General features: G+C 67.3%; 25 protein-coding genes. 14 read left to right on the plus strand and 11 right to left on the minus strand.

The features are described from left to right. Positions 1 to 8: 8 nt before the first annotated feature. From C507_RS0103015 to C507_RS0103025, 3 genes are all read right to left on the minus strand, one after another. Complete coding sequence (locus C507_RS0103015; protein WP_156829130.1) at positions 9 to 353, minus strand: SH3 domain-containing protein; 345 nt, start codon at positions 351 to 353, stop codon at positions 9 to 11. 8 nt (positions 354 to 361) lie between these two features. After that, complete coding sequence (locus C507_RS0103020) at positions 362 to 976, minus strand: ATP-dependent Clp protease proteolytic subunit (protein WP_018698180.1); 615 nt, start codon at positions 974 to 976, stop codon at positions 362 to 364. A gap of 424 nt (positions 977 to 1,400) precedes the next feature. Further along, positions 1,401 to 2,897, minus strand: a complete 1,497-nt coding sequence (locus C507_RS0103025; RefSeq protein ID WP_018698181.1) for a CoA-acylating methylmalonate-semialdehyde dehydrogenase — start codon at positions 2,895 to 2,897, stop codon at positions 1,401 to 1,403. Between the two features lie 249 nt (positions 2,898 to 3,146). On the opposite strand from C507_RS0103025, the gene C507_RS0103030 reads away from it, so the two are divergent. The 10 genes from C507_RS0103030 (at position 3,147) to C507_RS0103075 (ending at position 11,812) form a co-directional block, all read left to right on the plus strand. Next, positions 3,147 to 3,611, plus strand: a complete 465-nt coding sequence (locus C507_RS0103030; protein WP_018698182.1) for a c-type cytochrome — start codon at positions 3,147 to 3,149, stop codon at positions 3,609 to 3,611. 37 nt (positions 3,612 to 3,648) lie between these two features. Next, a complete protein-coding gene (locus C507_RS0103035; protein ID WP_018698183.1) occupies positions 3,649 to 4,560 on the plus strand; it encodes a cytochrome c in 912 nt (303 codons plus the stop codon). A 143-nt stretch (positions 4,561 to 4,703) separates the two neighbouring features. Beyond that, the gene (locus C507_RS0103040; RefSeq protein WP_018698184.1) at positions 4,704 to 5,483 is read left to right on the plus strand and encodes a transporter substrate-binding domain-containing protein; all 780 of its coding nucleotides are present in this window, start codon (positions 4,704 to 4,706) and stop codon (positions 5,481 to 5,483) included. Between the two features lie 197 nt (positions 5,484 to 5,680). Continuing rightward, positions 5,681 to 6,457, plus strand: coding sequence for an ABC transporter substrate-binding protein (locus C507_RS0103045; RefSeq protein ID WP_018698185.1), 777 nt, complete (start codon positions 5,681 to 5,683; stop codon positions 6,455 to 6,457). A gap of 154 nt (positions 6,458 to 6,611) precedes the next feature. Next, the gene (locus C507_RS0103050; RefSeq protein ID WP_018698186.1) at positions 6,612 to 7,319 is read left to right on the plus strand and encodes an ABC transporter permease; all 708 of its coding nucleotides are present in this window, start codon (positions 6,612 to 6,614) and stop codon (positions 7,317 to 7,319) included. After that, positions 7,319 to 8,209, plus strand: a complete 891-nt coding sequence (locus C507_RS0103055; RefSeq protein ID WP_018698187.1) for an ABC transporter permease — start codon at positions 7,319 to 7,321, stop codon at positions 8,207 to 8,209. Before C507_RS0103050 ends, C507_RS0103055 begins: the two co-directional genes overlap by 1 nt. 68 nt (positions 8,210 to 8,277) lie before the next feature. Continuing rightward, the gene (locus tag C507_RS0103060) at positions 8,278 to 9,441 is read left to right on the plus strand and encodes a trans-sulfuration enzyme family protein (RefSeq protein WP_018698188.1); all 1,164 of its coding nucleotides are present in this window, start codon (positions 8,278 to 8,280) and stop codon (positions 9,439 to 9,441) included. A 231-nt stretch (positions 9,442 to 9,672) separates the two neighbouring features. Further along, a complete protein-coding gene (locus tag C507_RS0103065; RefSeq protein WP_018698189.1) occupies positions 9,673 to 10,056 on the plus strand; it encodes a hypothetical protein in 384 nt (127 codons plus the stop codon). Positions 10,057 to 10,071: 15 nt separating this feature from the next. Continuing rightward, positions 10,072 to 10,830, plus strand: a complete 759-nt coding sequence (locus tag C507_RS0103070; RefSeq protein ID WP_018698190.1) for a ZIP family metal transporter — start codon at positions 10,072 to 10,074, stop codon at positions 10,828 to 10,830. 109 nt (positions 10,831 to 10,939) lie between these two features. Next, positions 10,940 to 11,812, plus strand: coding sequence for an NAD(P)-dependent oxidoreductase (locus tag C507_RS0103075; RefSeq protein ID WP_018698191.1), 873 nt, complete (start codon positions 10,940 to 10,942; stop codon positions 11,810 to 11,812). A 93-nt stretch (positions 11,813 to 11,905) separates the two neighbouring features. On the opposite strand, the gene C507_RS0103080 is transcribed toward C507_RS0103075, so the two are convergent. From C507_RS0103080 to C507_RS20235, 4 genes are all read right to left on the minus strand, one after another. Continuing rightward, on the minus strand, positions 11,906 to 12,319 hold the full coding sequence (locus tag C507_RS0103080; RefSeq protein ID WP_026318802.1) for an NADH:ubiquinone oxidoreductase subunit NDUFA12: 414 nt from the start codon (positions 12,317 to 12,319) through the stop codon (positions 11,906 to 11,908). Between the two features lie 139 nt (positions 12,320 to 12,458). Continuing rightward, positions 12,459 to 14,075, minus strand: coding sequence for a peptide chain release factor 3 (locus C507_RS0103085; RefSeq protein WP_018698193.1), 1,617 nt, complete (start codon positions 14,073 to 14,075; stop codon positions 12,459 to 12,461). Between the two features lie 91 nt (positions 14,076 to 14,166). After that, on the minus strand, positions 14,167 to 14,976 hold the full coding sequence (locus C507_RS0103090) for a metallophosphoesterase family protein (RefSeq protein WP_018698194.1): 810 nt from the start codon (positions 14,974 to 14,976) through the stop codon (positions 14,167 to 14,169). After that, on the minus strand, positions 14,973 to 15,956 hold the full coding sequence (locus C507_RS20235) for a diacylglycerol/lipid kinase family protein (RefSeq protein ID WP_083923347.1): 984 nt from the start codon (positions 15,954 to 15,956) through the stop codon (positions 14,973 to 14,975). The genes C507_RS0103090 and C507_RS20235 overlap by 4 nt, the downstream gene beginning before the upstream one ends. Before the next feature lie 494 nt (positions 15,957 to 16,450). On the opposite strand from C507_RS20235, the gene C507_RS0103100 reads away from it, so the two are divergent. The 3 genes from C507_RS0103100 (at position 16,451) to C507_RS0103110 (ending at position 21,291) form a co-directional block, all read left to right on the plus strand. Beyond that, entirely contained in the window at positions 16,451 to 20,170 is a 3,720-nt protein-coding gene (locus tag C507_RS0103100) for a vitamin B12-dependent ribonucleotide reductase (protein WP_018698196.1), read from the plus strand. Between the two features lie 171 nt (positions 20,171 to 20,341). Then, positions 20,342 to 20,692: a ParD-like family protein gene (locus tag C507_RS0103105; protein WP_018698197.1), complete on the plus strand. Its 351-nt coding sequence runs from the start codon at positions 20,342 to 20,344 to the stop codon at positions 20,690 to 20,692. 2 nt (positions 20,693 to 20,694) lie between these two features. After that, positions 20,695 to 21,291: an ATPase gene (locus C507_RS0103110; RefSeq protein ID WP_018698198.1), complete on the plus strand. Its 597-nt coding sequence runs from the start codon at positions 20,695 to 20,697 to the stop codon at positions 21,289 to 21,291. Between the two features lie 6 nt (positions 21,292 to 21,297). On the opposite strand, the gene C507_RS0103115 is transcribed toward C507_RS0103110, so the two are convergent. The 3 genes from C507_RS0103115 to C507_RS0103125 all read right to left on the minus strand — a co-directional run bounded on the left by C507_RS0103115 (position 21,298) and on the right by C507_RS0103125 (position 22,984). After that, positions 21,298 to 22,101: a DUF72 domain-containing protein gene (locus tag C507_RS0103115; protein ID WP_018698199.1), complete on the minus strand. Its 804-nt coding sequence runs from the start codon at positions 22,099 to 22,101 to the stop codon at positions 21,298 to 21,300. Between the two features lie 113 nt (positions 22,102 to 22,214). Further along, positions 22,215 to 22,568: a lysozyme inhibitor LprI family protein gene (locus C507_RS0103120; protein WP_018698200.1), complete on the minus strand. Its 354-nt coding sequence runs from the start codon at positions 22,566 to 22,568 to the stop codon at positions 22,215 to 22,217. A 146-nt stretch (positions 22,569 to 22,714) separates the two neighbouring features. Next, positions 22,715 to 22,984 carry a hypothetical protein gene (locus C507_RS0103125; RefSeq protein WP_018698201.1) on the minus strand — a complete coding sequence of 90 codons (270 nt, stop codon included), beginning with the start codon at positions 22,982 to 22,984 and terminating at the stop codon, positions 22,715 to 22,717. 191 nt (positions 22,985 to 23,175) lie between these two features. Between C507_RS0103125 and C507_RS0103130 the strand changes: the two genes are divergently transcribed. Next, the gene (locus C507_RS0103130) at positions 23,176 to 24,069 is read left to right on the plus strand and encodes a sugar kinase (protein ID WP_018698202.1); all 894 of its coding nucleotides are present in this window, start codon (positions 23,176 to 23,178) and stop codon (positions 24,067 to 24,069) included. On the opposite strand, the gene C507_RS0103135 is transcribed toward C507_RS0103130, so the two are convergent. After that, on the minus strand, positions 24,053 to 24,379 hold the full coding sequence (locus C507_RS0103135) for a hypothetical protein (protein WP_018698203.1): 327 nt from the start codon (positions 24,377 to 24,379) through the stop codon (positions 24,053 to 24,055). The genes C507_RS0103130 and C507_RS0103135 overlap by 17 nt on opposite strands. Between the last annotated feature and the right edge of the window lie 207 nt (positions 24,380 to 24,586).

Raw genomic sequence — 24,586 nt, forward strand, 5'->3', positions numbered from 1 at the left:
GCCGGCGTCTAGCGCGTGGGCGTCAGGGCCGTACCGTCGACGAAGCCGACCTTGCCGTTCCAGCCGATTTCGCAGGCGCGGGCGTCGAGCAGCGCGCGCCACACGGCCGGCGATCCGAACTGCCACTTGCCGAACGGGATCTCCGATCGGCACCAGCGCAGGACAATCCCGCTGGATCCTTTCGGGATCTCTGCAATCGCCGGAGAGCCTGCCTCAATGGAGGCGCGGAGGGTGGTGTCCGTCCGCGCCTCGTAAGTCATCTCGTAGGGGCTCGCCGACTTGGCGACCGCCGCGCCGGCGATCACCGGCGACAGCGCCACCAGGCAGCCCGCGAGAAGGGAGACACCGCGCACGGCGAGCCTCACTTCATCTCGCTCTGGGAGGCGACGACCTTGCCGACAAGGCCGTACTCGATCGCCTCGTCCGGACCCATCCAGTAGTCGCGGTCGGTGTCCTTGGCGATGCGTTCGATGGGCTGGCCGGTCGCATCGGAGAAGATCTTGTTCAGGCGGTCGCGCATCTTGATGATCTCGCGGGCCTGGATCTCGATGTCCGTCGCCGCGCCGCCGGCACCACCGGACGGTTGATGCAGCAGGAAGCGCGTATTCGGCGTGCAGTAGCGCTGCTCCTTCGGCACCGACACGTAGATCAGCGCACCGGCGGAGGCGACCCAGCCCATGCCGAGGATGTTCACCTTCGGCGAAATGAAGCGGATCGTGTCGTGGATCATGTCGCCGGATTCCACGTGGCCGCCGGGCGAGGACACGATCACGTTGATCGGATCGTCGGAGACGTGGGCCAGCGCCAGCAGGCGCTGCGTGACGTCGCGGGCCATGTCCATCGACACCTGTCCGATCACCATGACCGTGCGGGCGTCGAAGAGATGCTTGTCGACCGGGATCGACTGTTGCGCCTTGATCTTCTCCTCGTCCTCGTCGTCGTCGAGGCGGGGCGCAGTCTCGTAGGCCTGAGGCATGTTCGTCCAATCCGGTGAGGGGATTTCGGTGACGCGCACCCTGACGGACGCGCTACCGTGGTCGTGACGTTCAGTCGTTTTGTAGTGAACCCGATGTCGTCACGCAAACCCTCCGCGTCAATCGTCAAACGCGAAGGCGGGCATCCAGCGGCGATCCGCGTGTCATCCATCCACAGCGCAACGGAAAAGGCGCGCACCGTTTCCGGCGCGCGCCTCTCTTGGTCTGCCCCAGCTTGGCCGGGGTCATTTCGGCGCCCCTACAGCCGGCAGTGCCTGCTTCAGGCGTTGCTGGCTCAGCGCGCGACCGCGCGCCGGCCGGAGGCCGCCCACCCGGAGCCGGTGAGCGCAAGCGAACTCGGCGTGAGGGGCACTTATTAGACCGCAATCCCGGACGGAAAACCGGTTCCCACTTTTCCTGGGATTGCTACCCCATCGTCGGGATCACGAACTCGGCGGAGTCCTTGATGCCCGAAGGCCAGCGCGACGTGACCGTCTTCGTCTTGGTGTAGAAGCGGATCGAGTCGGGGCCATGCTGGTTGAGGTCGCCAAAGCCGGACCGCTTCCACCCGCCGAAGGTGTGGTAGGCCAGCGGCACCGGGATCGGCACGTTCACACCCACCATGCCCACGTTCACCCGGGCGGTGAAGTCGCGGGCCGCATCGCCGTCGCGGGTGAAGATCGCGACGCCGTTGCCGTACTCGTGGTCGCTGGCGAGCGCGAGGCCTTCCTCGTAGTCCTTGGCGCGGACCACCGAGAGCACCGGGCCGAAGATCTCTTCCTTGTAGATGCGCATCTCCGGGGTGACGCGGTCGAACAGGCAGCCGCCCATGAAGAAGCCGTTCTCATAGCCCTGCATGGTGAAGTCGCGGCCGTCGACGACGAGCTCGGCGCCCTCTTCCACGCCGAGATCGACATAGCCGCGCACGCGGTCGAGCGCCGCCTTGGTCACCAGCGGTCCGTAGTCAGCGTCGGCATCGGTAGACAGGCCGATCTTCAGCGCGTTCACCTTCGGAACCAGCGTCTCCATCAGGCGGTCGGCCGTCGCCTCGCCCACCGGAACCGCGACGGAAACCGCCATGCACCGTTCGCCGGCCGAGCCGTAGCCAGCGCCGATCAGCGCGTTGGCCGCCTGCTCCATGTCGGCATCCGGCATGACGATCATGTGGTTCTTGGCGCCGCCGAAGCACTGGGCCCGCTTTCCGTGCGCCGCGGCCGTGCCATAGACGTACTGGGCAATGTCGGAGGAGCCCACGAAGCCGACCGCCTGGATCGCCGGATGGGTCAGGACGGCGTCCACGGCTTCCTTGTCACCGTTGACGACGTTGAGGATGCCGGCCGGCAGGCCCGCCTCCATCATCAGTTCGGCAAGCCGGATCGGCACGGACGGATCACGCTCGGACGGCTTCAGGATGAAGGAATTGCCGCAGGCGATCGCCGGAGCGAACTTCCACATCGGGATCATGGCCGGGAAGTTGAACGGCGTGATGCCGGCCACGACGCCCAGCGGCTGACGCAGGGAGTACATGTCGATGGCCGGGCCGGCGCCGTCGGTGTACTCGCCCTTCATCAGGTGCGGCACGCCGATGGCGAACTCCGCAACCTCGAGACCGCGCTGGATGTCGCCCTTGGCGTCCGGCACGGTCTTGCCGTGCTCCGACGAAAGGAGTTCCGCGAGTTCGTCCATGTTCTGATTCAGCAACTCGACGAACTTCATCATCACCCGGGCGCGGCGCTGCGGGTTGGTGGCCGCCCACTTGGGCTGCGCCTCGGCAGCGTTCAGGATCGCCGCCTCGACCTCGGCCTTCGACGCAAGCGCCACCTCGGCCTGAACTTCGCCGGTGTTCGGATTGTAGACGGGCGCGGTGCGGCCCGATCCGCCGGCGACGGTCTTCCCGCCAATGAAATGACCAATCGTGCGCATTGTCTCTCTCCTCTCGGCGGCCGCATCCGAACTGGGGACCGCTCTTCAGTCAAAATATCGATATTCTGGTGCGCCTATAGCGCAGCTTGCCCTTCGGAGGAAGAGCGCGGTGCGCAGAGCAGGGTCTCGCAAATGTGATCGTCGATCTTTCTTCGTATGACGGAGGCGGCTTGATTTGTCATGGGCGCGTGGCGTTCGCTGGACCTGGAATCAGTCGAATTCCAGAACGGCCACAGAGGATCAAGGCAAATGAAGACGTTGGCACTCGGCGTTGCGGCGATTATCGGCGCTGTTGCTCTCCTTCCCTCAACTCCCGCCTGGACCCAGGACCAGCTCACCGGCGAAGCCGCCATCGAGAAGCGCCAGGACCTCATGAAGTCGGCGGGGCGCGCCACGAAGGCTGCCGGCCAGATGGTCAAGGGCGAGACCGACTGGGACGCGGCGAAGGCAAGCGAGGCCATGCAGACCCTGGCCGAGGTCGGCACCACCTTCCCGACCCTCTTCCCCGACGATTCCAAGACCGGCCACGACACCGAGGCTGCCCCGGCGATCTGGGAGAAGATGGACGACTTCAAGGCGCTTGCGGCAAGCTTCGCCGCGGATGCCGAAGCGGCGTCGGCCGCCGCGGCAGAGGGTCTCGATGCCTTCAAGCCGGCCTTCGGCAAGGTCGCCGGCAACTGTCGCGACTGCCACCAGCAGTTCCGCACCGACTGATCGTGGACTTCCGGCGGCACAGCCTCAAGGAACTTCCATGCGGCGCATCCTTATCGCCCTGATCCTGCTGGTTGTTGCCGGCGCGGCGGCATTCTGGCTGCTGACCACGCCGACCACGATCGCCGCCTCGGACCTGCCGGACCACACGCCTGACACCGCGAACGGCGAGACGCTGTTCTGGGCGGGAGGCTGCGCGTCCTGCCATGCTGCATCCGGCGCAAAAGGCGAGAATCTGACACGACTTGGCGGCGGTGCCGAGCTTGGCTCGCCGCTGGGATCGCTGACGGTGCCCAACATCTCACCTGATACCGCCACCGGCATCGGCGGCTGGTCGACGGCCGAGTTCGTCAACGCCGTCCGCCACGGGGTCTCGCCGTCCGGTGCGCACTATTATCCGGCCTTTCCCTACGCCTCCTACCAGCACATGACGCTTGAGGACCTGATCGACCTGAAGGCGTTCATGGACACGCTGCCCGCCGTCGAGAACGAGGTCGAGACGGCCTCCCTTCCCTTCCCCTTCTCGATCCGGCGCGGCATCGGGCTGTGGAAGCGCTTCTACGCCTCCGACCCTGGCTTCGAACCGGATCCGGCGCTTTCCGATCTCCAGAACCGCGGCGCCTATCTCGTCACCGGCCCGGGCCACTGCGGCGAATGCCACACGCCCCGCACCCTCCTGTTCGGCATGGACCGGGCGCACTGGCTAGGCGGCGCTCCGTCGCTGGAGGTCAAAGGAACGGTGCCGAATATCACCCCGTCCGAGGACGGTATCGGCGACTGGAGCGAGGGCGACATCGCCTATTACCTGGAGTCCGGCTTCACACCGGACTTCGACGCGGTCGGTGGGACAATGGCGGCCGTGCAGCGCAACTGGGCCAATGTCCCGCCCGCCGACCGGGAGGCCGTCGCTGCCTACCTGAAGACCGTCCCGCCACAACCGGCAGCCGACTGAACCGGCCTTTTGGCACGGCTGTTGCGCAGCGCCTGGCGCTGCGCGATACCGGTGCGCAGAGTTGCGCGATATTGCGCAGAACTGCGCGGAACTGCGCAGGCTCAGACGACCCAGCCGCGGGCCGAAAGGAAAGCAAGGGCAGCATGACAATCCTCCGGATGATCGCGGCTGCCTCCGTGGCCGTTCTTGCTCTCACCGCCGAAGGGACGGCGGACGAGCGGCCGACCCTTCGCATCGCCACCGAAGGCGCCTACCCGCCCTTCAACAACCGCAATGCCGACGGCGAGCTCGTCGGGTTCGATGTCGACATCGCCCGGGCCCTCTGCGATCGCATCGAGATGACGTGCGTGTTCGTCGTGCAGGACTGGGAGGGCATGATCCCGGGGCTCCTCGCCAATCGTTACGACGCCATCATTGCGTCCATGGCGATCACCGAGGAACGCAGCCGCAAGGTTCATTTCACCGACAAGTACTACGCGACGCGGCCGGCCATGGTGGTGCCGCGCGACAGCACCATCACCGAGGCCACCGACGCCGGACTCGCCGGCCGGTCGGTCGGCGCCCAGTCCGGCACCACCCATGCCAATTACGCGGAAGCGAAATTTCCCTCCGCCACGCTGAAGCCGTACCCGATCCCGCTCGCCTACCAGGAAGAGCTTCAGAACGGCCGGCTGGACGCGGCCATTGACGACCTGATTCTGCTGAGCGAATGGGTCGAAAGCGACAGTGGGCAGTGTTGTCGCATCCTGGCGACCCTGCCGGTCGACGAGGCCATCAACGGCAAGGGAATCGGCATCGCCGTGCGCAAGACCAGCCCCGATCTCCGCGATGCGTTCAACGCGGCGATCGCGGCCATTCGCGCCGATGGCACCTACAAGACGATCAACGACGCCTACTTCTCCTTCGACATCTACGGCGACTGACCCCGGAACCGGCACGCCGGCCGTGACGCAATTGTGGCAAAGCCGCGACGGTCCCGTTGCATCCGGCGGACTTCTAAAGGAAACTCCCGGCACGACCGCCGCATCGGACCGCCTGTCCGGCGCCGAGGCGGGCCGCAGTTCCGGGACCGTGCGACGAACGCAGGGCCCGCCCCCCGTCCAGAGCCGTGGAGTGATCCATGACCTTCGCCCGACTTCTCGCCTCCGCCGCCGTCGCGACCGCGCTGGTCGCCGGCCCAGCCGTTGCCAAGGACTGGGAAACCGTCCGCATCGGGACGGAAGGCGCCTACCCGCCCTTCAACACGCTGACCTCGGACGGCCAGCTCGAAGGCTTCGACATCGATATCGCGAAGGCGCTTTGCGAGAAGATGGAGGTGACCTGCGAGTTCGTGACCCAGGACTGGGAAGGCATCATCCCGGCGCTCGAGGCCGGCAAGTACGACGCCATCATCGCCTCCATGTCGATCACCGAGGAGCGCAAGCAGCGGGTCGACTTCACCGAGAAATACTACAACACGCCGCCGGCTCTGGTCGTGCCGAAGGGCTCCGACATCACCGAGGCGACGGCTGACGCGCTGTCCGGCAAGACCATCGGCGCGCAGGCCTCCACCACCCACGCCGAGTACGCCGAGAAGCTGTTCCCCGACGCAGACGTGAAGCTCTATCCGACGGCTGAGGAATACAAGCTCGACCTGGAGAACGGCCGCCTCGACGGCGCGGTGGACGACGTCATCGTCATCGACGAGTGGGTCAAGGCCGACGGCACCTGCTGCGAGATCCTCGACACCCTGCCGATGGACGCCGCCATCTACGGCGAAGGCATCGGCATCGCCATCCGCCAAGATGACGACGACCTGCGCGAGATGTTCAACAAGGCCATCGCCGCCATCCGCGAGGACGGCACCTACAAGACGATCAACGACAAATATTTCGAGTTCGACGTCTACGGCGACTGACGCCGCCCGTTTGCGGGGCCCGCTGTGTGCGGGCCCCGTTCAGCTCCTAACCGGGACACACCGGCCGGATCGCAGCGCACCGGCCCGCGCCGCTCTCGCGGACCGGTCTGGCCCGCCTGCCCGAGCGGCCGATCCACCAACGCCCGGCGTCCTGATGCCCGACTGGCTCACCCTCCTCTCATTCGGCCCCGATGGCTGGGGCGACCAGATCGCGCGCGGCACCCTCGTCACCGTGGGGCTCGCGGTGGCAACGCTGCCGTTCGGACTGGCACTCGGGTTCCTCGCGGCGCTCGCCAAGAACTCGTCCGAGCCGAGCCTGCGCCGCGCCGCCAGCATCTACACCACGGTTTTCCGTGGCCTGCCGGAACTGCTGACCCTGTTCCTGATCTATTTCGGGGTGCAGATCCTGCTGCAGAAGGTGCTGGCGCTGTTCGGCGGCGGCTACGTCGAGATCAACAGCTTCTTCGCCGGCATGATCGCGCTCGGCGTGGTCTTCTCCGCCTACGCAAGCGAAGTGTTCCTCTCCGCCTTCCGGGGCATCTCCGCCGGCCAGTACGAGGGGGCGGAGGCCCTTGGCCTGTCGCGGCTGCAGACCATGCGCCTCGTCATCCTGCCGCAGCTCATCCGGCTCGCCCTGCCCGGCCTGTCGAATCTGTGGCTGGTGCTCCTGAAGGACACCGCGCTCGTTTCCGTCATCGGCATCGAGGACGTGCTGCGCCAGGCCGGCGTCGCCGCACGGGTCACCAAGGAGGCGTTCCTCTTCTTCGGCGTCGCCTGCCTGATCTACCTGGTGTTCTCCATCATCTCCTCGATCGGCATCGCCCGGATCGAGCGCTGGGCCAACAAGGGAGCGACCCGCTGATGGCGCTCGCCTCGCTGATCCGGCCCGTCACTCCGCCGAACCGGCCATGGACCGCGGCCCGGGTGCTCGGCCACGTGCTGATGGCCGTCTGGATCTTCTCCGGCCTCGCCACGGCCTACTACCTGGTCAACGCCTCCGGCATGGATTTCCTGGGCCGCTACGGCGAGAAGCTGATCAATGGCTTCGCGGTGACCATCCAGCTGGTGGTGCTGTCGGTGCTCCTTGGCGCAGCGCTGTCGATTCCCATCGCGTTCGCGCGCATGTCGACAAACCGGATCATCGGCGGCCTCGCCTACGCCTACGTCTACTTCTTTCGGGGTACACCGCTGATCGCGCAGGCCTTCCTGTTCTATTACGGCGCCGGCAACTTCAACCAGGAGCTGAAGGCGATCGGTGCCTGGTGGATCTTCCGCGACGCCTTCACCTGCGCCGTCTTCGTGTTCGCCCTCAACACCGCCGCCTACCAGGCGGAAATCCTGCGCGGCGCCATCCAGAACGTGCCCAAGGGGCAGCTGGAAGGCGCCCAGGCCCTTGGCCTGCCGCGCCGCGCGATCTTCTGGCGGGTGGTCCTGCCGCAGGCCTTCATCATCGCGCTGCGCCCCTACGGCAACGAGATCATCCTGATGATCAAGGGCTCCGCCATCGCCTCCATCATCACCGTCTACGACCTGATGGGCGAAACGCGCCGCGCCTTCTCGCGCTCTTTCGACTTTCAGGCCTATATCTGGGCAGCACTCCTCTACCTGATCATGGTGGAGGCGCTGAGCCGGGTGTGGTCCCGCCTGGAGCGGCGATTGACGCGGCACCTGGAGCGGCCCACACAGGCGGCAGCCAGGACCGCGGACGATGAGGGCGCGGCAGCGGGACGACCGGACGCCACGCCCGACTGATCCGGACCCGCCGCACGCCCGCCCCCGCCGTTTCGCGGACATACCCCAAGACCAAGACAGGATCCGCCATGTCCGACCGGACTCCCGACAGCCTGCCCCGCCCCGAGACCATCGCCGTGCAGGCGCTCGGCCGCATCGATCGCGCCAGCGGCGGCGTGGTTCCGCCGCTGCAGCCCTCGACCACCTTCGCCCGCGAGCGCGACTACAGCCTGATGACCGAGGGCCACATCTACGCCCGCGACGACGCGCCCACCGTGCGCGAGGCGGAGGACATCATCGCGGCGCTCGAAAAGGCCACCACGGCGCGCCTCTTCGCCTCCGGCATGGCGGCTATCGCCACGCTGTTGCGCGCCGCCGCCACCGGGCCGATCGTGGTCCAGAAGGGCATCTATTACGGCACCCAGGTGTTCGCGCTACGGGCGCTCGCCGAGCACGGCATCGACGTGCGCTGGTTCGAGGGCAACGACCTCGACAGCCTTGCCGCCGCACTGGCCGACGGCAAACCGACGCTGGTCTTCGCGGAAACGCCGTCCAATCCGTGGCTGACCGTTGTGGACATCGCCGCCGCCGCCAAGATCGCGCATCAGCACGGCGCCAGGCTCGCCGTCGATTCCACCGCGGCCACGCCCATCCACACCACGCCGCTGACACTCGGCGCCGATTACGTGGTCCACTCCGCCACCAAGTCGCTGAACGGTCATTCCGACGTGCTGGCCGGCGCACTTGCCACCAACGACACTGACAGCGACCTGTGGCAGGCGATCTGCCGCGAGCGCCATGACGCCGGAGCGGTGCTTGGCACCTTCGAGGCCTGGCTGCTGATCCGCGGCATGCGGACGCTGGGCGTGCGGGTCCACTCCGCCTCGTCGAACGCCATGGCGATCGCCGGCTTCCTGGCCGGTCACCGGGCAATCGAGACGGTCCGCTACCCCGGCCTCGCCGATCACCCGGATCACGCCGTCGCCCGGCGCCAGATGACCGGCGGCTACGGCAGCCTGCTGTCCTTCGACGTGCGCGGCGGTTCGGAAGCGGCGCTGGCGGTGGCCGGCAAGCTGAAGCGGATCGTGCGGGCGACCTCGATCGGCGGCATCGAAAGCCTGATCGAGCATCGCCGGTCGGTTGAAGACCCGATGACCAACATGCCGGGCGGCCTGCTGCGGCTGTCCGTCGGCATCGAACACGTGCAGGACCTCGTCGAGGATCTCGATCAGGCTCTTGCCGGGATCGCCTAGCAGGCGAGAGCCTCAGGCCGGCCACCGCTGAGCCTGTCTCCGCCGCCGTCACGGCCGGCCGGGCTGCGCAGATGTTCCTGTGCCGCCCGGCCAGACGTCTTGTCCACCAGCGACACGGAAGAGCGACGTTGCCCCCCGGGCGGGTGGCGGCGGCGTGAGGGTTCGTCAAACCATCGCAATGTTATAACATAACGCAATCGTTTTGATCGAACCCCACCCAAAGGAGCTTCCATGGCCCATCTCGCCGCCTTCGACCCGGCATCCCTCGACCTCTCCGGCGACAAGCCGACGACCGCCTACCTGTCCCAGTCGATCGGAGCCTTCCGCCTCACCGGCGACAGCGGCCAGGCCATTTTCGTCTGGTACCACGAGGACGGCCGGCTCGACATGCATGCCCATGACCTCGTCTTCAAGGGAACGGCAAGCCTCGGAGGCAGCGACGTCGTCGCATACGCGCCCGTGGTGACTGACGCCCACGAGCATGCACACGAACTGTTCCTGTTCTCTCGTGAGCCGCAGTCGCCGCACGAAGGCCACCGGGTGTTCTACATCGCGCATGGCCACCTGCACCTGTGGGCCTCCGACGTCCGTTGCCTTCCGGTCCACCAGAGCTAGGCGGAGACCAGGCCCGTGCCGAGCGAAGCCGTCTTGAAGGCCATTCTCGTTGCCGTCGTTGTCGCCGTCGCGCTGATGGCCGGTGGTCCGGTCCTGCGGCGGCGCGCCGCGCCCACCCAGCGTCGGGCGCTTGGCTCGGGCGAAGCCTTTGCAGCAGGCATCTTCCTCGGGGCGGGCCTCATCCACATGCTGGGAGATGCCGACGGCGATTTCGCCGCCGCCGGCGTCGCCTACCCGTTTGCCCCGGCCCTTTGCGGCGCGATCGTCCTGCTCCTGCTCTGGATCGAGCACCTCGGGACGCGGATCGCCGAGCGCCAGGGCGGTGCGAGCCCGATCGTACCGCTGATGGCCGCCGTCATGCTGTCGGTGCACTCGTTCCTGACCGGCGCCGCCTTCGGCGTGTCGTCCACCCTCGCCGTGACGCTGATCATCTTCGTGGCCGTTCTGGCCCACAAGGGTGCCGCAAGCTTTGCCCTGGCGCTTGAGCTGAGCAAGGCGGCTTTCACGCGGCGGCGCATGTGGGTCGTGTTCCTGGTTTTCGTGGTGATGTTTCCCATCGGCGCCGCGGTCGGCCAGGGCATCGATGCGCTGTCCGGCTCGCATCCGCTCATCGAGCCCGTCTTCTCCGCCCTGGCGGCCGGCACGTTTCTCTATCTCGGAACGCTTCACGGCCTGGCGTCGAGCCCGATGATCGTGCGCTGCTGCAACCTCACTGAGTTCGGCGGCGCCGTGGCTGGCTTCGTCCTGATGGCGATCGTCGCCATCTGGACCTGACGGCGCCTCCCCGCACAGGTGTTTCCTCCCGACCGGAAAAGGCTCTAGGGTCGCGCCGAACCAGCGGCTTGCACCCGCACAAGACCAGACACAGCGAAGGAGACGCCCCATGGCCAAGGTCGCCTTTATCGGGCTCGGAGTGATGGGCTACCCGATGGCAGGTCATCTCAAGACCCGCGGCGGACACGAGCTCACCGTCTACAACCGCACCGCCGCCAAGGCGGAAAAATGGGCTTCCGAGTTTGGCGGCACCGCCGCCCCAACGCCGAAAGAGGCCGCCGACGGCGCTGACTTCGTGTTCTGCTGTGTGGGCAACGACGACGATCTGCGCCAGGTGACGCTGGGCGAGGACGGCGCCTTCCAGGCCATGAAGGCCGGCGCGGTGTTCATCGACAACACCACCGCCTCCGCCGAGATCGCCCGGGAGCTGGCGGCGGAAGCCGACGCGCGCGGCTTCGCCTTCCTCGACGCGCCGGTGTCGGGCGGCCAGGCCGGCGCGGAGAACGGCCAGCTCACGGTGATGGTGGGCGGCAGTGCCGACACCTTCAAGCGGGCAAAGCCGGTGATCGACTGCTTCGCCAAGATGGTCGGCCACATGGGCGAGGCCGGCGCCGGCCAGCTCACCAAGATGGTCAACCAGATCTGCATCGCGGGCCTCGTCCAGGGCCTCTCCGAGGCCGTCAATTTCGCCCAGAAGGCCGACCTCGACGTGGAGAAGGTGATCGGCGTGATCTCCAAGGGCGCGGCCCAGTCGTGGCAGATGGAGAATCGCTGGGAGACGATGCGCGACGGCACGTTCGACTTCGGCTTTGCCGTCGACTGGATGCGCAAGGACCTGTCGATCTGCCTGGCGGAGGCCAACCGCAACGGCGCCCAGCTGCCGGTCACGGCGCTGGTCGACCAGTTCTACGCCGACGTGCAGGCCATGGGCGGCAGTCGCTGGGACACGTCGAGCCTGATCGCCCGACTGGACCGAAAGTGACGCGCGGCAAGCTGTAGATTGTCTCGCCAACCCATTGAAAAAGGCGCCCTTTCGGGCGCCTTTTCTTGTAGTTCGCAGCGGCTGGGAGCCAACCTACTGACCCGGCGACCAGGCGTCGTAGTCGCCGGTGGCGTGCGGCCGATGGGGATCCTCCTGCAGGATCGAGCCCTTCGGCCGGTAGGCCGCCGGGGTGCCCGTCAGGTTCGGCTGGGACGTCTTCTCCCAGGGCCGCGGATTGTAGTGGACCTCGCTCGGCGCCGGCACGTCCTTGTGGTGCATCCAGCCATGCCAGCCAGCGGGGATCTTGGTGGCCTCGGCCTCGCCGTTGTAGATGACCCAGCGGCGCTGGAAGCCCAGCGTCGGGTCGACCTTGCCGCCCTTGGCGCGGTAGTAGCGGTTCCCGAACTCGTCGTCGCCGACATACTCGCCCGCGAAATAGGTGTGCACCCGCGTGCCCAGCGTGGCGGAATTCCACCAGGTGAACAGGTCCAGGAAAAGAGCTTTCAGCACGGCTTGAGCCTCTGTCGATCGGGCGCCGGACGGTCGGGGCCACCGGCACGAAACCATCGGTCGTTGCGGCGGACTATGGCGTCCGGCCTCGGTCATGTCCAGCGCGGCACGACGTCCACGTCCCGGGCGGCGGACCTCAGACCAGTTCCTTGGTCTGGCCGAAGGTCAGGTCGGGCCAGCGCTCGGCGGTGTAGTTGAGCTCCCAGGCGCTCTTGGCCAGGTACACCGGGCTGTCGTCGTTGTCGTCGCCGATCTGCGCGGAGTTCTTGGCGATGAACTCCTCCACCTTGTCCTTCGGGCCGTGGATCCAGCGCGCGGCGGAATAGGGCGAGGCCTCGAAACCGATCTCGACCTTGTATTCCGCCTTGATGCGGTCGGCCATGACGTCGAGCTGCAGCGCGCCGACGACGCCGACGATCCAGTCGGAGCCGAAGCGGGTCTTGAAGACCTGGGCGAGCCCCTCCTCCGACAGGTCGTGCAGGGCGCGGCGGACCTGCTTGACCTTCATCGGGTCGCCGGTGCGCACCCGGCGCATGATCTCCGGCGCGAAACGCGGCAGGCCCGTCACCTTGACGTCGGTGCGCTCGCTCAGCGTGTCGCCGACGCGCAGGGTGCCGTGGTTCGGGATGCCGAGAATGTCGCCCGGATAGGCTTCCTCGGCGATGTCGCGGTCCTGAGCGAAAAAGAAGATCGGCGCCTGGATCGCCATGGTCTTGCCGGTGCCGATCTGGTTCAGCCGCATGCCGCGCTTGAAGCGGCCGGAGCAGATGCGGGTGAAGGCGATGCGGTCGCGGTGGTTGGGGTCCATGTTCGCCTGGACCTTGAACACAAAGGCCGTGACCTTTTCCTCGGCCGGATCCACCGGCTCGGGTTCGGCCGGCTGCATGCGCGGCGGCGGCGCAAAGGCAGCGAGGCCGTCGAGCAGATCGGAGACGCAGAAATCGCGGAGCGCCGAGCCGAAGAAGACCGGCGTCAGGTGGCCTTCGCGGTAGGCCTCGATGTCCATCGGCGAGCAGGCGGAGGTGGCGAGATCGGCCTCGGAGCGGAAGGTCTCCAGGAGCGTCTCGTCGCCGACCAGCTCGGCCACCTTGGGATCCATCACGCCGTTGACGCGGATTTCCTCCTCGAAGCCGCCGGCGCCTTCGCGGCTCGGCTTGAGGAAGGTGTTGTCGCGCAGGTTGAAGCAGCCCTTGAACTGGGTGCCCATGCCCACCGGCCAGGTCACCGGCGAGACGTCGAGGGCGAGCTTCTCGGAGATCTCGTCCATCAGCTCGAACGGATCGCGGCCCTCGCGATCGACCTTGTTGATGTAGGTGATGATCGGCACGTCGCGCAGCCGGCAGACCTCGAACAGCTTGAGCGTCTGCGCCTCGATGCCCTTCGCGGCGTCGATGACCATGACCGCCGAATCGACCGCGGTGAGCGTGCGGTAGGTGTCCTCGGAGAAGTCTTCATGGCCCGGCGTGTCGAGCAGGTTGAAGGTCACGCCGTCGCGCTCGAAGGTCATGACGGAGCTGGTGACGGAGATGCCGCGCTGCTGCTCGATGGCCATCCAGTCCGACTGGGTGCGGCGGCGCTCGCCGCGCGCCCTCACCTGGCCGGCGAGCCGGATCGCGCCGCCGAAATAGAGGATCTTTTCCGTCAGCGTCGTCTTGCCGGCGTCCGGATGCGAGATGATCGCGAACGTGCGGCGGTTGGCGATTTCGGCCTCGAGCCCGCCGGACGCGGGCTTCTTGTCGAGGGCTGCGTCCATGCGGAGACAGGTCCTTGTTCTGGTGTCGGGGCCGACGGGCCGCCGGGCGCGATGCGCGGGACAGGCAGACGGGCCGGCTGCTGGCGCGCCGTCAGTCCGCCGGCGCTAGCGCCGGCATGTCCCCGACCGCGTCGGAGGCGCGCCACGCGCCACCCTCGAATATCCGCGTGCGGATGTCGAGGTTGCCGCCGGTCACGGTGATGATGTTGTAGGCGTTCGGTTCGCCACGCAGCCGCGAGGAGATGGCCGACGCCGCCTGCACCAGCTTCAGCTCCCCGGTCCGGGTCACCTCGGTGGGCGTCACCACGCGGATATAGCCCTGATGGAGGTGTCCCGCCAGCACCAGCCGCACACCGGCCGACGCGAAGCGCTCCAGCGCTTCCGCCGAGCGGCCGACCACGCGGGTCTCCGGCGCATGCTCGGGCGGCTGGAAGGGATGGTGAGCCACGACGATACGCACCCGCTCGGCTGGTGCGCGCTCGAACTCGTTGACCACCCGGCGGATCTGGCGGCGGCTGATGCGCCCGTGCGCCCAGTTCCATTCGAGCGCCATGCGCCGGGCCGTGTTGAGGCCGACGACCACCACCTCGTCGTCGACATAGACCGGCTCGGTCACCTTCTCGATGAAGGTGCGGTAGGCGCGGAACGGGTTGGTGAAGCGCTCCAGAAGCCTGAATGGGGAAATGTCGTGGTTGCCCGGCACCGCCAGCCACGGCAGGTCGAGGCTGTCGAGATATTGCCGCGCGAGCAGGAATTCCCAGTAGTGGGCGCGCTGGGTCAGATCGCCGGACACGACGACGAGATCGGGCCGAAGCGCCTTGAGGTCATCGAACAGGGCCTCGGCAGCGCCGATATCGACTCGGCCGAAATGCAGATCGGACACATGGGCAAGGACCGTCATCGGGCGGTGGCGGCCTGCACGGAACTGTCTTCGAAATGGTGGGACAGGGTGCCCTCCGCGGATGATGCGACGCCGACCACGCGCAGCGCCTTCGGCCGGATACGATAGTTGAGCGGCGGTGTCACGAGGAGCGTTTCGCCGTCATTCATCAGGCGCACGCGCTTGCGGCGCGCGGTGATGGTGACGGACTGCACCGCCAGCCGGTCCAGCCGCCGGTCGTGCCGCCAGCGCCCCAGGAGCACGGCAAGCATCAGCCCCAGGATCCGCCACGGCGTGACCGGCTTCAGCGCATAAAGGACAAGCTCGCCGCCGTCGAGACAGGAGCGCGTCAACACCTTGCCGAAGCCTTCCGCATAATCGTTGACCACCACCGCCAGGGCGCGGGTGCGGATCGGCTTGCGCTGATCGTCCGTGTGGATGGTCACGCCCATCGCCGGATATTGCCAGAGGGCGCGGAGCCCGGCCCTGACAAGGCGCGCATAGGACCGGCCCGTGGAGCGACCGCGGAAGCGCTCGCGGCGCCGCGCCAGGCGCGACGGCGCGCCGAGGACCGAATTGCCGACAAAGATTCGGCCGTTGACCTCACCGACGTCGATCGCCCTCACCTCGCCCGTTCCGGCAAGCGCGATCGCCTCGTCCATGTCGAGCGGCAGGCCAAGCTCGTGGGCCAGGACGTTCATGGTGCCGGCGGGCACGACCACCAGCACCTTGTCGGTGTCCAGCAGCGCCTGGGCGGCCGCCATGACGGTGCCGTCGCCGCCCACCACCGCGATCCGCTCGATACCGGAGGCCCTCGCCTGGTCGATCTGTGCATTGAGGCCGGCGTCAGCGTCGTCCGGCCAGACCGCCTCGATACCAGCGGCGTCGAAGCTCCGCCGGACCCGGGTGGAGAAGTCGGCCTGGTCGAGCGCCGCCCCGGAGCGCGGATTGATCACCACGAAACAGCGCACGCCCACCCCCTGGTTCGGAGCCCTCGCCACGGCGAACCGCCGTCGTCCACCGCTCTCCGGACGCCAAACTCCCGGGAAACCGCCGGGTTCCGCGTGTCGCTATCGTGTCATCCCCGTTATTCACAGCCCATACAATATATATGGGCCAAACCGGGGAGTAACACACAACAGCTAGATCTGGTTCCTTGACCGGCCGATCCGACTCGCACTACTCTCCACTCAATCGACAGCCCGACCCCAACGGTCAGCACCGGGCCCTCCAAAGATAGCATGTTCGTCATGTCGGCGGCGCGTCAGTCGCGTCGGCGGGAGGGGTTCGTTTGCGCGTGTTTCAGGGGCGCCGGGGTGCTTCGCAACGAGTCCAGTTAGCACTATATTCAGTATTGTCGGGCTCGATGCCTACTAGATAGAGCGTCAGTGAGTCTCAGCCGGGTTCTCCATCGGAGACGCCGGGCGGGATTTCTGGCGGGTGGGATCCGGCGCGTCGCGGCGCGTCCGGCAACGTGATGAAGGGACAATGAGCCATGCGGATCGAGCGACGCTACACGAAGGCGGGTCAGTCGGCCTACGAGGGCATCGAATTCCGTCGCTCCACGAGTGAGATCCGCAACCCGGACGGCTCGGTGGTGTTCCGGCTTGCCGACATCGCGGTGCCGGCGGCGTGGAGCCAGGTGGCCACCGACGTGCTGGCCCAGAAATATTTCCGCAAGGCCGGCGTTCCGGTCGCCCTTAAGAAGGTCGAGGAAGAGACCGTCCCGAGCTGGCTGTGGCGCTCCACCGCCGACGAGAAGGCGCTGGCCGACCTGCCGGCCGACGAGCGCACCGGCCCGGAAATGGATGCCCGCCAGGTCTTCGACCGGCTCGCCGGCACCTGGACCTACTGGGGCTGGAAGGGCGGCTATTTCGACGGCGAGGAGGACGCCCGCGCCTTCTTCGACGAGCTCGCCTACATGCTGTGCACCCAGAAGGTGGCGCCGAACTCGCCGCAGTGGTTCAACACCGGCCTGCACTGGGCCTACGGCATCGACGGGCCGAGCCAGGGCCACTTCTACGTGGACCACGAGACCGGCGAGCTGACCCGCTCCAAGACCGCCTACGAGCATCCGCAGCCGCACGCCTGCTTCATCCAGTCGGTCACCGATGACCTGGTGAACGATTCGGGCATCATGGACCTGTGGGTCCGCGAGGCGCGGCTGTTCAAGTACGGCTCCGGCACCGGCTCCAACTTTTCCATGCTGCGCGGTGAAGGCGAGCCGCTGTCCGGCGGCGGCCGCTCCTCCGGCCTGATGAGCTTCCTGCGCATCGGCGACCGCGCCGCCGGTGCCATCAAGTCCGGCGGCACGACGCGCCGCGCCGCCAAGATGGTGGTGGTCGACGTCGATCACCCGGACATCGAGGCCTACGTGGACTGGAAGGTCCGCGAGGAGCAGAAGGTCGCCGCCCTCGTCACCGGCTCCAAGACGGTGAAGAAGCACCTCGCCGCCATCATGAAGGCGTGCGTGAACTGCGAGGGCCCCGGCGACGACTGCTTCGTGCCGGAGAAGAACCCGGCCCTGAAGCGCGAGATCCGCGCCGCGAAGAAGGCGATGGTGCCGGAGAACTACATCCGCCGTGTGATGCAGTTCGCCCGCCAGGGCTACTCGGAGATCGAGTTCCCGATCTTCGACACCGACTGGGACTCTGAGGCCTACCTGACCGTTTCCGGCCAGAACTCCAACAACTCGGTGCGCGTCACCGACGCGTTCCTGAACGCGGTGGAGGCCGGCGGCGACTGGGACCTGATGCGCCGCACCGACGGCAAGCTCGCCCGGACCATCAAGGCGGACGAGCTGTGGGAGAAGATCGGCCACGCCGCCTGGGCCTCGGCCGATCCGGGCATCCAGTTCCACACCACCATCAACGACTGGCACACCTGCCCGGCCGGCGGCGACATCCGCGCCTCCAATCCGTGCTCGGAGTACATGTTCCTCGACGACACGGCCTGTAATCTCGCCTCGGCCAACCTGCTTCAGTTCCGCGCCGAGGACGGCTCCTTCGACGTGGAGGCGTTTGAGCACGCCGTGCGGCTGTGGACGCTGGTCCTGGAAGTCTCGGTGATGATGGCGCAGTTCCCCTCGCCGCAGATTGCCAAGCTCTCCTACGACTACCGCACGCTGGGCCTCGGCTACGCCAACATCGGCGGCCTCTTGATGACCTCCGGCATCCCCTACGATTCCGACGAGGGCCGCGCCATCTGCGGCGCCATCACCGCGGTGATGACCGGCACCTCCTACGCCACCTCCGCCGAGATCGCCGGCGACCTGGGGCCGTTCCCGGAATACGCCAACAACCGCGACGCCATGCTGCGGGTGATCCGCAATCATCGCCGCGCCGCGCACGGCCACGCCGACGGCTACGAGAAGCTGAGCACCAACCCGGTGCCGCTCGACCATGCCTCGTGCCCGGACGACAAGCTGGTGGCGCACGCCCGCGCCGCCTGGGACCGGGCGCTGGAGCTGGGCGAGAAGCACGGCTACCGCAACGCCCAGTCGACGGTGATCGCGCCGACCGGCACCATCGGCCTGGTGATGGACTGCGACACCACCGGCATCGAGCCCGACTTCGCGCTGGTGAAGTTCAAGAAGCTGGCCGGCGGCGGCTACTTCAAGATCATCAACCAGGCGGTGCCGCAGGCGCTGCGCGGCCTCGGCTACTCCGAGGCGGAGATCTCCGACATCTCCACCTACGCGGTCGGCCGCGGCACCCTGAAGGGCTGCCCGACGCTGAGCCACGAGGCGCTGACGGAAAAGGGGTTCACGGCGGAGAAGATCGAGGCGATCGAGGGCGGCCTGAAATCGGCCTTCGACATCCGCTTCGCCTTCACCAAGTGGTCGCTCGGCGAGGCCTTCCTCACCGAGAGCCTGGGCATCGCGGCGGACAAGCTGGACGATCCGTCCTTCGACCTGCTCGCCGAGATCGGCTTCCCCAAGGCCGACATCGAGGCCGCCAACATCTATGTCTGCGGTGCCATGACCGTGGAAGGCGCGCCGCACCTGAAGGACGAGCACCTGGCGGTGTTCGACTGCGCCAACCCGTGCGGCCGCATCGGCAAGCGCTACCTCTCGGTGGACAGCCACATCCACATGATGGCCGCCGCCCAGCCGTTCATCTCCGGCGCGATCTCCAAGACGATCAACATGCCGAACGATGCCACGGTGGACGACTGCAAGGCCGCCTACATGACCTCGTGGCGGCTGGCGCTGAAGGCCAACGCGCTCTACCGCGACGGCTCCAAGCTCTCCCAGCCGCTGAACGCGCAGCTTCTCTCCGACGACGAGGACGAGGCGGAGGAAGAGGCCGAGGCGATGGCGGCGACCCAGCCGGCGCAGGTGCGCGCCGCGGCGGCGGCCGAGCGGATCGTGGAGCGCATCGTGGAACGGGCGATCCGCGAGCGCGACCCGATGCCGAACCGGCGCAAGGGCTACACCCAGAAGGCCATCGTCGGCGGCCACAAGGTGTATTTGCGCACCGGCGAGTACGATGACGGCCGCCTCGGCGAGATCTTCATCGACATGCACAAGGAGGGCGCGGCCTTCCGGGCGATGATGAACAACTTCGCCATCGCCATCTCGCTCGGCCTCCAGTACGGCGTGCCGCTGGAGGAATATGTCGACGCCTTCACCTTCACCCGGTTCGAGCCGGCCGGCATGGTGCAGGGCAACGAGGCGATCAAGAACGCCACGTCGATCCTCGACTACGTGTTCCGCGAGCTGGCGGTCTCCTATCTCGGCCGCAACGAGCTCGCCCACGTGCAGCCGGAAGACGCCGGGTCCACGACCATCGGCCGCGGCGTGGAAGGCGACAAGCCGCAGGTGGCGCCGGTCTCGCACGGCCTGGTGCGCGGCCAGACCCAGCGCTTCCAGATCGTCAAGGGCGAGCCGCGCGGCTCCGCCGGCGGCACGACGACGGCCACCGCCACGGTGACGGCCCTGCGCGCCGACGTGCAGACCGCCTTCAGCCGAGACCTCGACCAGGAGATCGGCGAGGAGGCCTTCGATGCGGCCAGCGACGTGGAAGGCCTCGTCGACGAGGATCCGGAGACGGCGAAGCAGAATGCCCGCAAGCAGCAGGCGTCCAAGGTCGCGCTGGCCCGCCTGCAGGGCTACGAGGGCGAGGCCTGTGGCGAGTGCGGCAACTTCACCATGGTCCGCAACGGCACCTGCCTGAAGTGCGACACCTGCGGGTCCACGAGCGGGTGTAGCTGAGCCTCACCCCTTCTGACTGACATGAGAGGCCGGGCGGAAACGCCCGGCCTCTCTGCGTTATTGGGACTGGCGCACCTGGCGTGCCTCCCCCTCGACCTTTTGGCAGCCTTGATCCAGCACGTGCTAAGCTCTACTTACACTTGGTAGCATTTTGCCACCTGGAGGCTATGCATGGCCCAGTCGATCAAACTCTCTGACGAGGTGATGGACGTCGTCCGCCGCGAGGCGGAGCTCCAGAGCCGATCGATCGCCGGGCAACTGACCCACTGGGCGCGCATCGGCCGCGCCGTGGAGAAGACCGGGCGGTTTGACTACCGGCGCATCGAACAGGCGCTCGGCGGCAAGCTGTCGCCGGACGCGCTCAGCAGCGATGAGCAGGATGTCTGGTTCGATGCCTTCGCCGAGGCGGTGACAGGCCCGACAGCTGAAGAGGAAGCCTTCTTCGCCGAGCGCCGGAAGCTTGGGCGGGGCGTGGGGCTCGACGAGAACGGCCGGTTGGTTCGGCAAGAACCGAAGCCCTGACGGTGGCGGCGGGTCGCCCGACGATCGTGGTCCTCGCCGGGCCGAACGGGGCGGGCAAGACGACCCTCTACCAGACCCGCATTGCGCCGAAACTGAAGGTGCCGTTCGTCAATGCCGACCTTATCCAGCGCGACGAACTCGCGGATCCGAGACCCGAGGCCTCCTACGAGGCGGCCCGGATCGCAGATGATCGCAGGAACGCCTACTTCAAGAACCGTGCGAGTTTCACGACCGAGACGGTGTTCTCCCATCCCTCCAAGCTGGCGTTGATCGAACGAGCGCGGGCTAATGGCTACCGCATCCTCACCTTCCATGTCGGTCTCGACAGTCCGGATCTCGCTGTGGCGCGCGTCGGCGACCGCTCTGAACACGGCGGGCACTCGGTGCCGGAAGACAAGATCCGCGCCCGCTTCGACCGCAACGGCCCGCTTATCCGACAGGCCGTCCTGATGAGCGACGTCGGCCATGTCTTCGACAATTCAGTCCTGAACCGCCAGCCGGAGCGCATCCTCGGGTTCGCAGGCGGGCGCGTGGTCTTCGTGCTGCCGCGCCTTCCCGGCTGGGCAGCAAACCTCTACGCCGACGATCTCATCGTCTGAGCCCCCTCACCCCAGCCGGTCGATGACCGCCATGGCCGCCGCCGGGTTGGCGACCTTGTGGCCGGAGATGAAGTAGAGAAAGACGTCGCGCGGGGTTGTCTCCGGCTCGCCGGCGATGGGCTCGAACCCGTCCGGCGCACCGCCGGCGGCCCAGGTCTTCGCCCGCTCCGCCCAGGCGTCGAGCGCCTTCGGCGGATATCCGGCCGTCTCGCCCTCGACGGTGCCCATCGCCCGCACGTAGACGAAGGACGCCGTCGGGTCGGCGATCAGCGGATAGTCGGAATCGGCGGCGACGACGACGGCCACCCCGTGCGAGCGGGCGAGCGCGACGAACTCCGGCACCTGGAAGCTCGCGTGGCGCACCTCCACCACGTGGCGGATGGCGTGGCCGTCGACGTCCTTCGGCAACAGGTCGAGGAAGGCGGCGAAATCGTCCGGGTCGAAGGCCTTGGTGGGCGCGAACTGCCAGTTGATCGGCCCGAGCCGGCTGCCGAGCTCGGTGACGCCGCTGTCGAAGAAGCGGGTGATGGACTCGCCCGCCTCCGCCAGCACCCGCCGGTTGGTGGCGAAGCGCGGCGCCTTCAGGGAGAAGACGAAGCCCTCCGGCGTCTCGTCGCGCCACTTGGCGAAGGTGGCCGGCTTCTGGCCGCGATAGAAGGTGCCGTTGATCTCGATGGAGGTGAGCTGGCGGCTGGCATGCTCCAGCTCGCGCTTGTGGGCGAGCTTCTCCGGATAGAAGGTCCCGCGCCAGGGCTCATAGGTCCAGCCGCCGATCCCGACGCGGATCGCACCCGCCTTGTCCTTTGCCATGTCACCGTCTCCCGATCGCGATGCCGCCGGACGCCCTCGCCCCGCGCAGGGCAGTCAGGAGGCGCCGGAACGCGACCGGGTTCAACCCGTTTTCGATCGGTTCTGTGGACGGGTCAGTACGGGCCGTTCTTGTAGATGCCGTCGAGCACCGACTGGATGGCGGCGATGTTGGCCTCGTAGGCCGCCTGGATGCAGGAGACGCTTGCGCCGCAGGCGGCGCGCTTCTTCAGGAAGGCCGTCTCCTGGTCCTGCAGGTTGCCGCGCTCGCCCATCGCCACGAGGCTGGTGGCGACCTGGTAGAGGGTGGCGTTCTTCACGTCGAGATTGGCGAGCGCCCGGCTATCGCAGACCGCCTTCTCGTCGGGCTTGGTGGCGGCGGAGCAGGAAAAGCTCTGGGCCGAGGCCGGCGCGGCGAGCGCCAGGGCGAAGGCTGCGGCACAGGCCGCCGACAGGATGGTGCGGGTCATGGGGCGGATCCTCCCTCGTGCGATCGATGGTTCGCCAGAGTAGCCGTTTCGGGCGACCGCCGCACGACAGCGCCGCCCGCCACCCGCCGGACAGCAAAAAGGGCGCCCGGAGGCGCCCTTTTCGAAGTCTGTACCAGCTGTCCGGATCAGCAGGCGACGCGGACGAGCTCGCCGTACTGGTTGCGGACGTAGCAGTCCTCGCGCGGGGCCGTGGCCACGCCGGCAGCACCGCCAGCCGCCGCACCGATCAGGCCACCGGCAACCGCCGAACCGACGTCGCCGCCACCGATGATCGCACCGGTCGCAGCGCCAAGGCCGCCACCGATGAGTGCGCCGGTCGCGCCGCGCTGCGTCTGCGTTTCGGTGCACGCACCAACCATGAGCCCGACAACAATCGGAACAACGAGAATGCGCATATCTGCTCCTATGACTCCCCTCGCTACATTGACGAGATACGACTTTCGAACGATACGGTAAATCCAATTCTTTCGTGCAACAATCCAGCGCTGACGGTGACGCGGATCACACTTTTCCGGATTGTCGACGCACGAACCGGCCGGCGCGACCGGACCCGGCTCCCGAAATCCGAACCCATGGAGAATGGCGGATGGACGCTCTGTTCATCGGGCAGGTCTATATCGACATCACCTTCCTCACCGACCGCATCCCGACCGGTGACGAGAAGACGATCGCCGACGACTATGCGGTGTCCTTCGGCGGCAACGCCGTCACCGCCGCCTTCGCCTGCGCCAAGCTGGGGGTAAAGCCGGACATCGTCTGCCAGATGGCCGACGACTGGCTGTCGCGCATGTTCCGCGAAATGGCCTACCGCTATTCCATCTCCATCCATGGCCGGGCGGTGGAGGAATCCTCGCTGTCCTTCATCATGCCGAACAACGGCAAGCGGGCCATCGTGCGCTGCCGCGACGACGCCTACCTGCACCCCTACCCCAACCTGAACCTGGACGGCTGCAAGGGCCTGCACCTCGACGGCCACATGGCCGACGCAGCACTCCACTACGCGAAGCTCTGCCGGGAGCGCGGCATCCTTACCTCCCTCGACGGCGGCGCGGTGCGCGACAATACCGAGGAGCTGCTGGAGTATATCGACGTCGCGGTGGTCTCGGAGCGGATGTGCGAGCAGATGCGGCTGTCACAGCACGGCATGCTGGACTATCTGCGGGCCAAGGGATGCAGGGTGGGCGGCGTGACGCTGGGCGAGCGCGGCCTGGTCTGGTTCGAGGGCGACGGCGTTCCGCAGTGGATGCCGGCGCTGGCGGTGCCGGGCGACAAGGTCATCGACACCAATGGTGCCGGCGACGTGTTCCACGGCGCCTACATGTACTCCGCGATGGCCCGGCCGGAGCTGGGCTGGAGCGACCATTTCGACTTCGCGCGCGCGGCATCCGCCCACGCCATCCAGCATCTCGGCAACGAGCACAGCATCCCCACGCTGGAGGATATCGAGGCGACGCGGTCGCAGTTCAAAGACGCGGCCTGACCGCGCCTTTCGCCCGAACCGGCACCAGCGCCGGCTGAACCGCCAAGAGCCGACCGCGAGGCCCCTTGGGCTTCCGGTCGCTGCCGAGGCTCATCACCGCCGCGCCCATCGAGGCGCTCGTGAAGGTGACGAGAAAGCCGAACAGCAGCATCGCCACCGGCAGCACCGGATCCTGCGCGCTCATCACAAGACCGCGCAGGCCGCCGAGATCGGTGGCGAACAGCGCGCCCACGCTCACGACGGTCACGCCCGCGCCCACCAGCCAATGGCGCACCAGAAACCGCACCAGCGTTTCGTTCGAGCGGTCCATCGCGACCTCCCTGTCCATTATCGAACGCTAATGTAGAGCGCTTCGGACGAACCAACCAGAGCGCCGGCCCGTCCATGGCGTCGCAGGCGCCTCCGCCTGCCGTGACCGGCGATCCGCGCGCGCCGCGATGATGCGTCGCAAAAAGTTGCCGCACCGCACAAATAAGGACTTGAAACCCTATATCCAGGCGACATATGGAGGGCTGAC

The organism is Amorphus coralli DSM 19760 (assembly GCF_000374525.1).
In the GTDB taxonomy this organism is placed as follows: Bacteria; Pseudomonadota; Alphaproteobacteria; order Rhizobiales; family Amorphaceae; genus Amorphus; species Amorphus coralli.

Bases quoted from the DNA above. Each gene is read 5' to 3' on its own strand.
- C507_RS0103020 (WP_018698180.1), bottom strand. From the start codon at position 976: ATGCCTCAGGCCTACGAGACTGCGCCCCGCCTCGACGACGACGAGGAC.
- C507_RS0103025 (WP_018698181.1), bottom strand. From the start codon at position 2,897: ATGCGCACGATTGGTCATTTCATTGGCGGGAAGACCGTCGCCGGCGGA.
- C507_RS0103030 (WP_018698182.1), top strand. From the start codon at position 3,147: ATGAAGACGTTGGCACTCGGCGTTGCGGCGATTATCGGCGCTGTTGCT.
- C507_RS0103035 (WP_018698183.1), top strand. From the start codon at position 3,649: ATGCGGCGCATCCTTATCGCCCTGATCCTGCTGGTTGTTGCCGGCGCG.
- C507_RS0103040 (WP_018698184.1), top strand. From the start codon at position 4,704: ATGACAATCCTCCGGATGATCGCGGCTGCCTCCGTGGCCGTTCTTGCT.
- C507_RS0103045 (WP_018698185.1), top strand. From the start codon at position 5,681: ATGACCTTCGCCCGACTTCTCGCCTCCGCCGCCGTCGCGACCGCGCTG.
- C507_RS0103050 (WP_018698186.1), top strand. From the start codon at position 6,612: ATGCCCGACTGGCTCACCCTCCTCTCATTCGGCCCCGATGGCTGGGGC.
- C507_RS0103055 (WP_018698187.1), top strand. From the start codon at position 7,319: ATGGCGCTCGCCTCGCTGATCCGGCCCGTCACTCCGCCGAACCGGCCA.
- C507_RS0103060 (WP_018698188.1), top strand. From the start codon at position 8,278: ATGTCCGACCGGACTCCCGACAGCCTGCCCCGCCCCGAGACCATCGCC.
- C507_RS0103065 (WP_018698189.1), top strand. From the start codon at position 9,673: ATGGCCCATCTCGCCGCCTTCGACCCGGCATCCCTCGACCTCTCCGGC.
- C507_RS0103075 (WP_018698191.1), top strand. From the start codon at position 10,940: ATGGCCAAGGTCGCCTTTATCGGGCTCGGAGTGATGGGCTACCCGATG.
- C507_RS0103085 (WP_018698193.1), bottom strand. From the start codon at position 14,075: ATGGACGCAGCCCTCGACAAGAAGCCCGCGTCCGGCGGGCTCGAGGCC.
- C507_RS0103090 (WP_018698194.1), bottom strand. From the start codon at position 14,976: ATGACGGTCCTTGCCCATGTGTCCGATCTGCATTTCGGCCGAGTCGAT.
- C507_RS0103100 (WP_018698196.1), top strand. From the start codon at position 16,451: ATGCGGATCGAGCGACGCTACACGAAGGCGGGTCAGTCGGCCTACGAG.
- C507_RS0103105 (WP_018698197.1), top strand. From the start codon at position 20,342: ATGGCCCAGTCGATCAAACTCTCTGACGAGGTGATGGACGTCGTCCGC.
- C507_RS0103115 (WP_018698199.1), bottom strand. From the start codon at position 22,101: ATGGCAAAGGACAAGGCGGGTGCGATCCGCGTCGGGATCGGCGGCTGG.
- C507_RS0103120 (WP_018698200.1), bottom strand. From the start codon at position 22,568: ATGACCCGCACCATCCTGTCGGCGGCCTGTGCCGCAGCCTTCGCCCTG.
- C507_RS0103125 (WP_018698201.1), bottom strand. From the start codon at position 22,984: ATGCGCATTCTCGTTGTTCCGATTGTTGTCGGGCTCATGGTTGGTGCG.
- C507_RS0103130 (WP_018698202.1), top strand. From the start codon at position 23,176: ATGGACGCTCTGTTCATCGGGCAGGTCTATATCGACATCACCTTCCTC.
- C507_RS0103135 (WP_018698203.1), bottom strand. From the start codon at position 24,379: ATGGACCGCTCGAACGAAACGCTGGTGCGGTTTCTGGTGCGCCATTGG.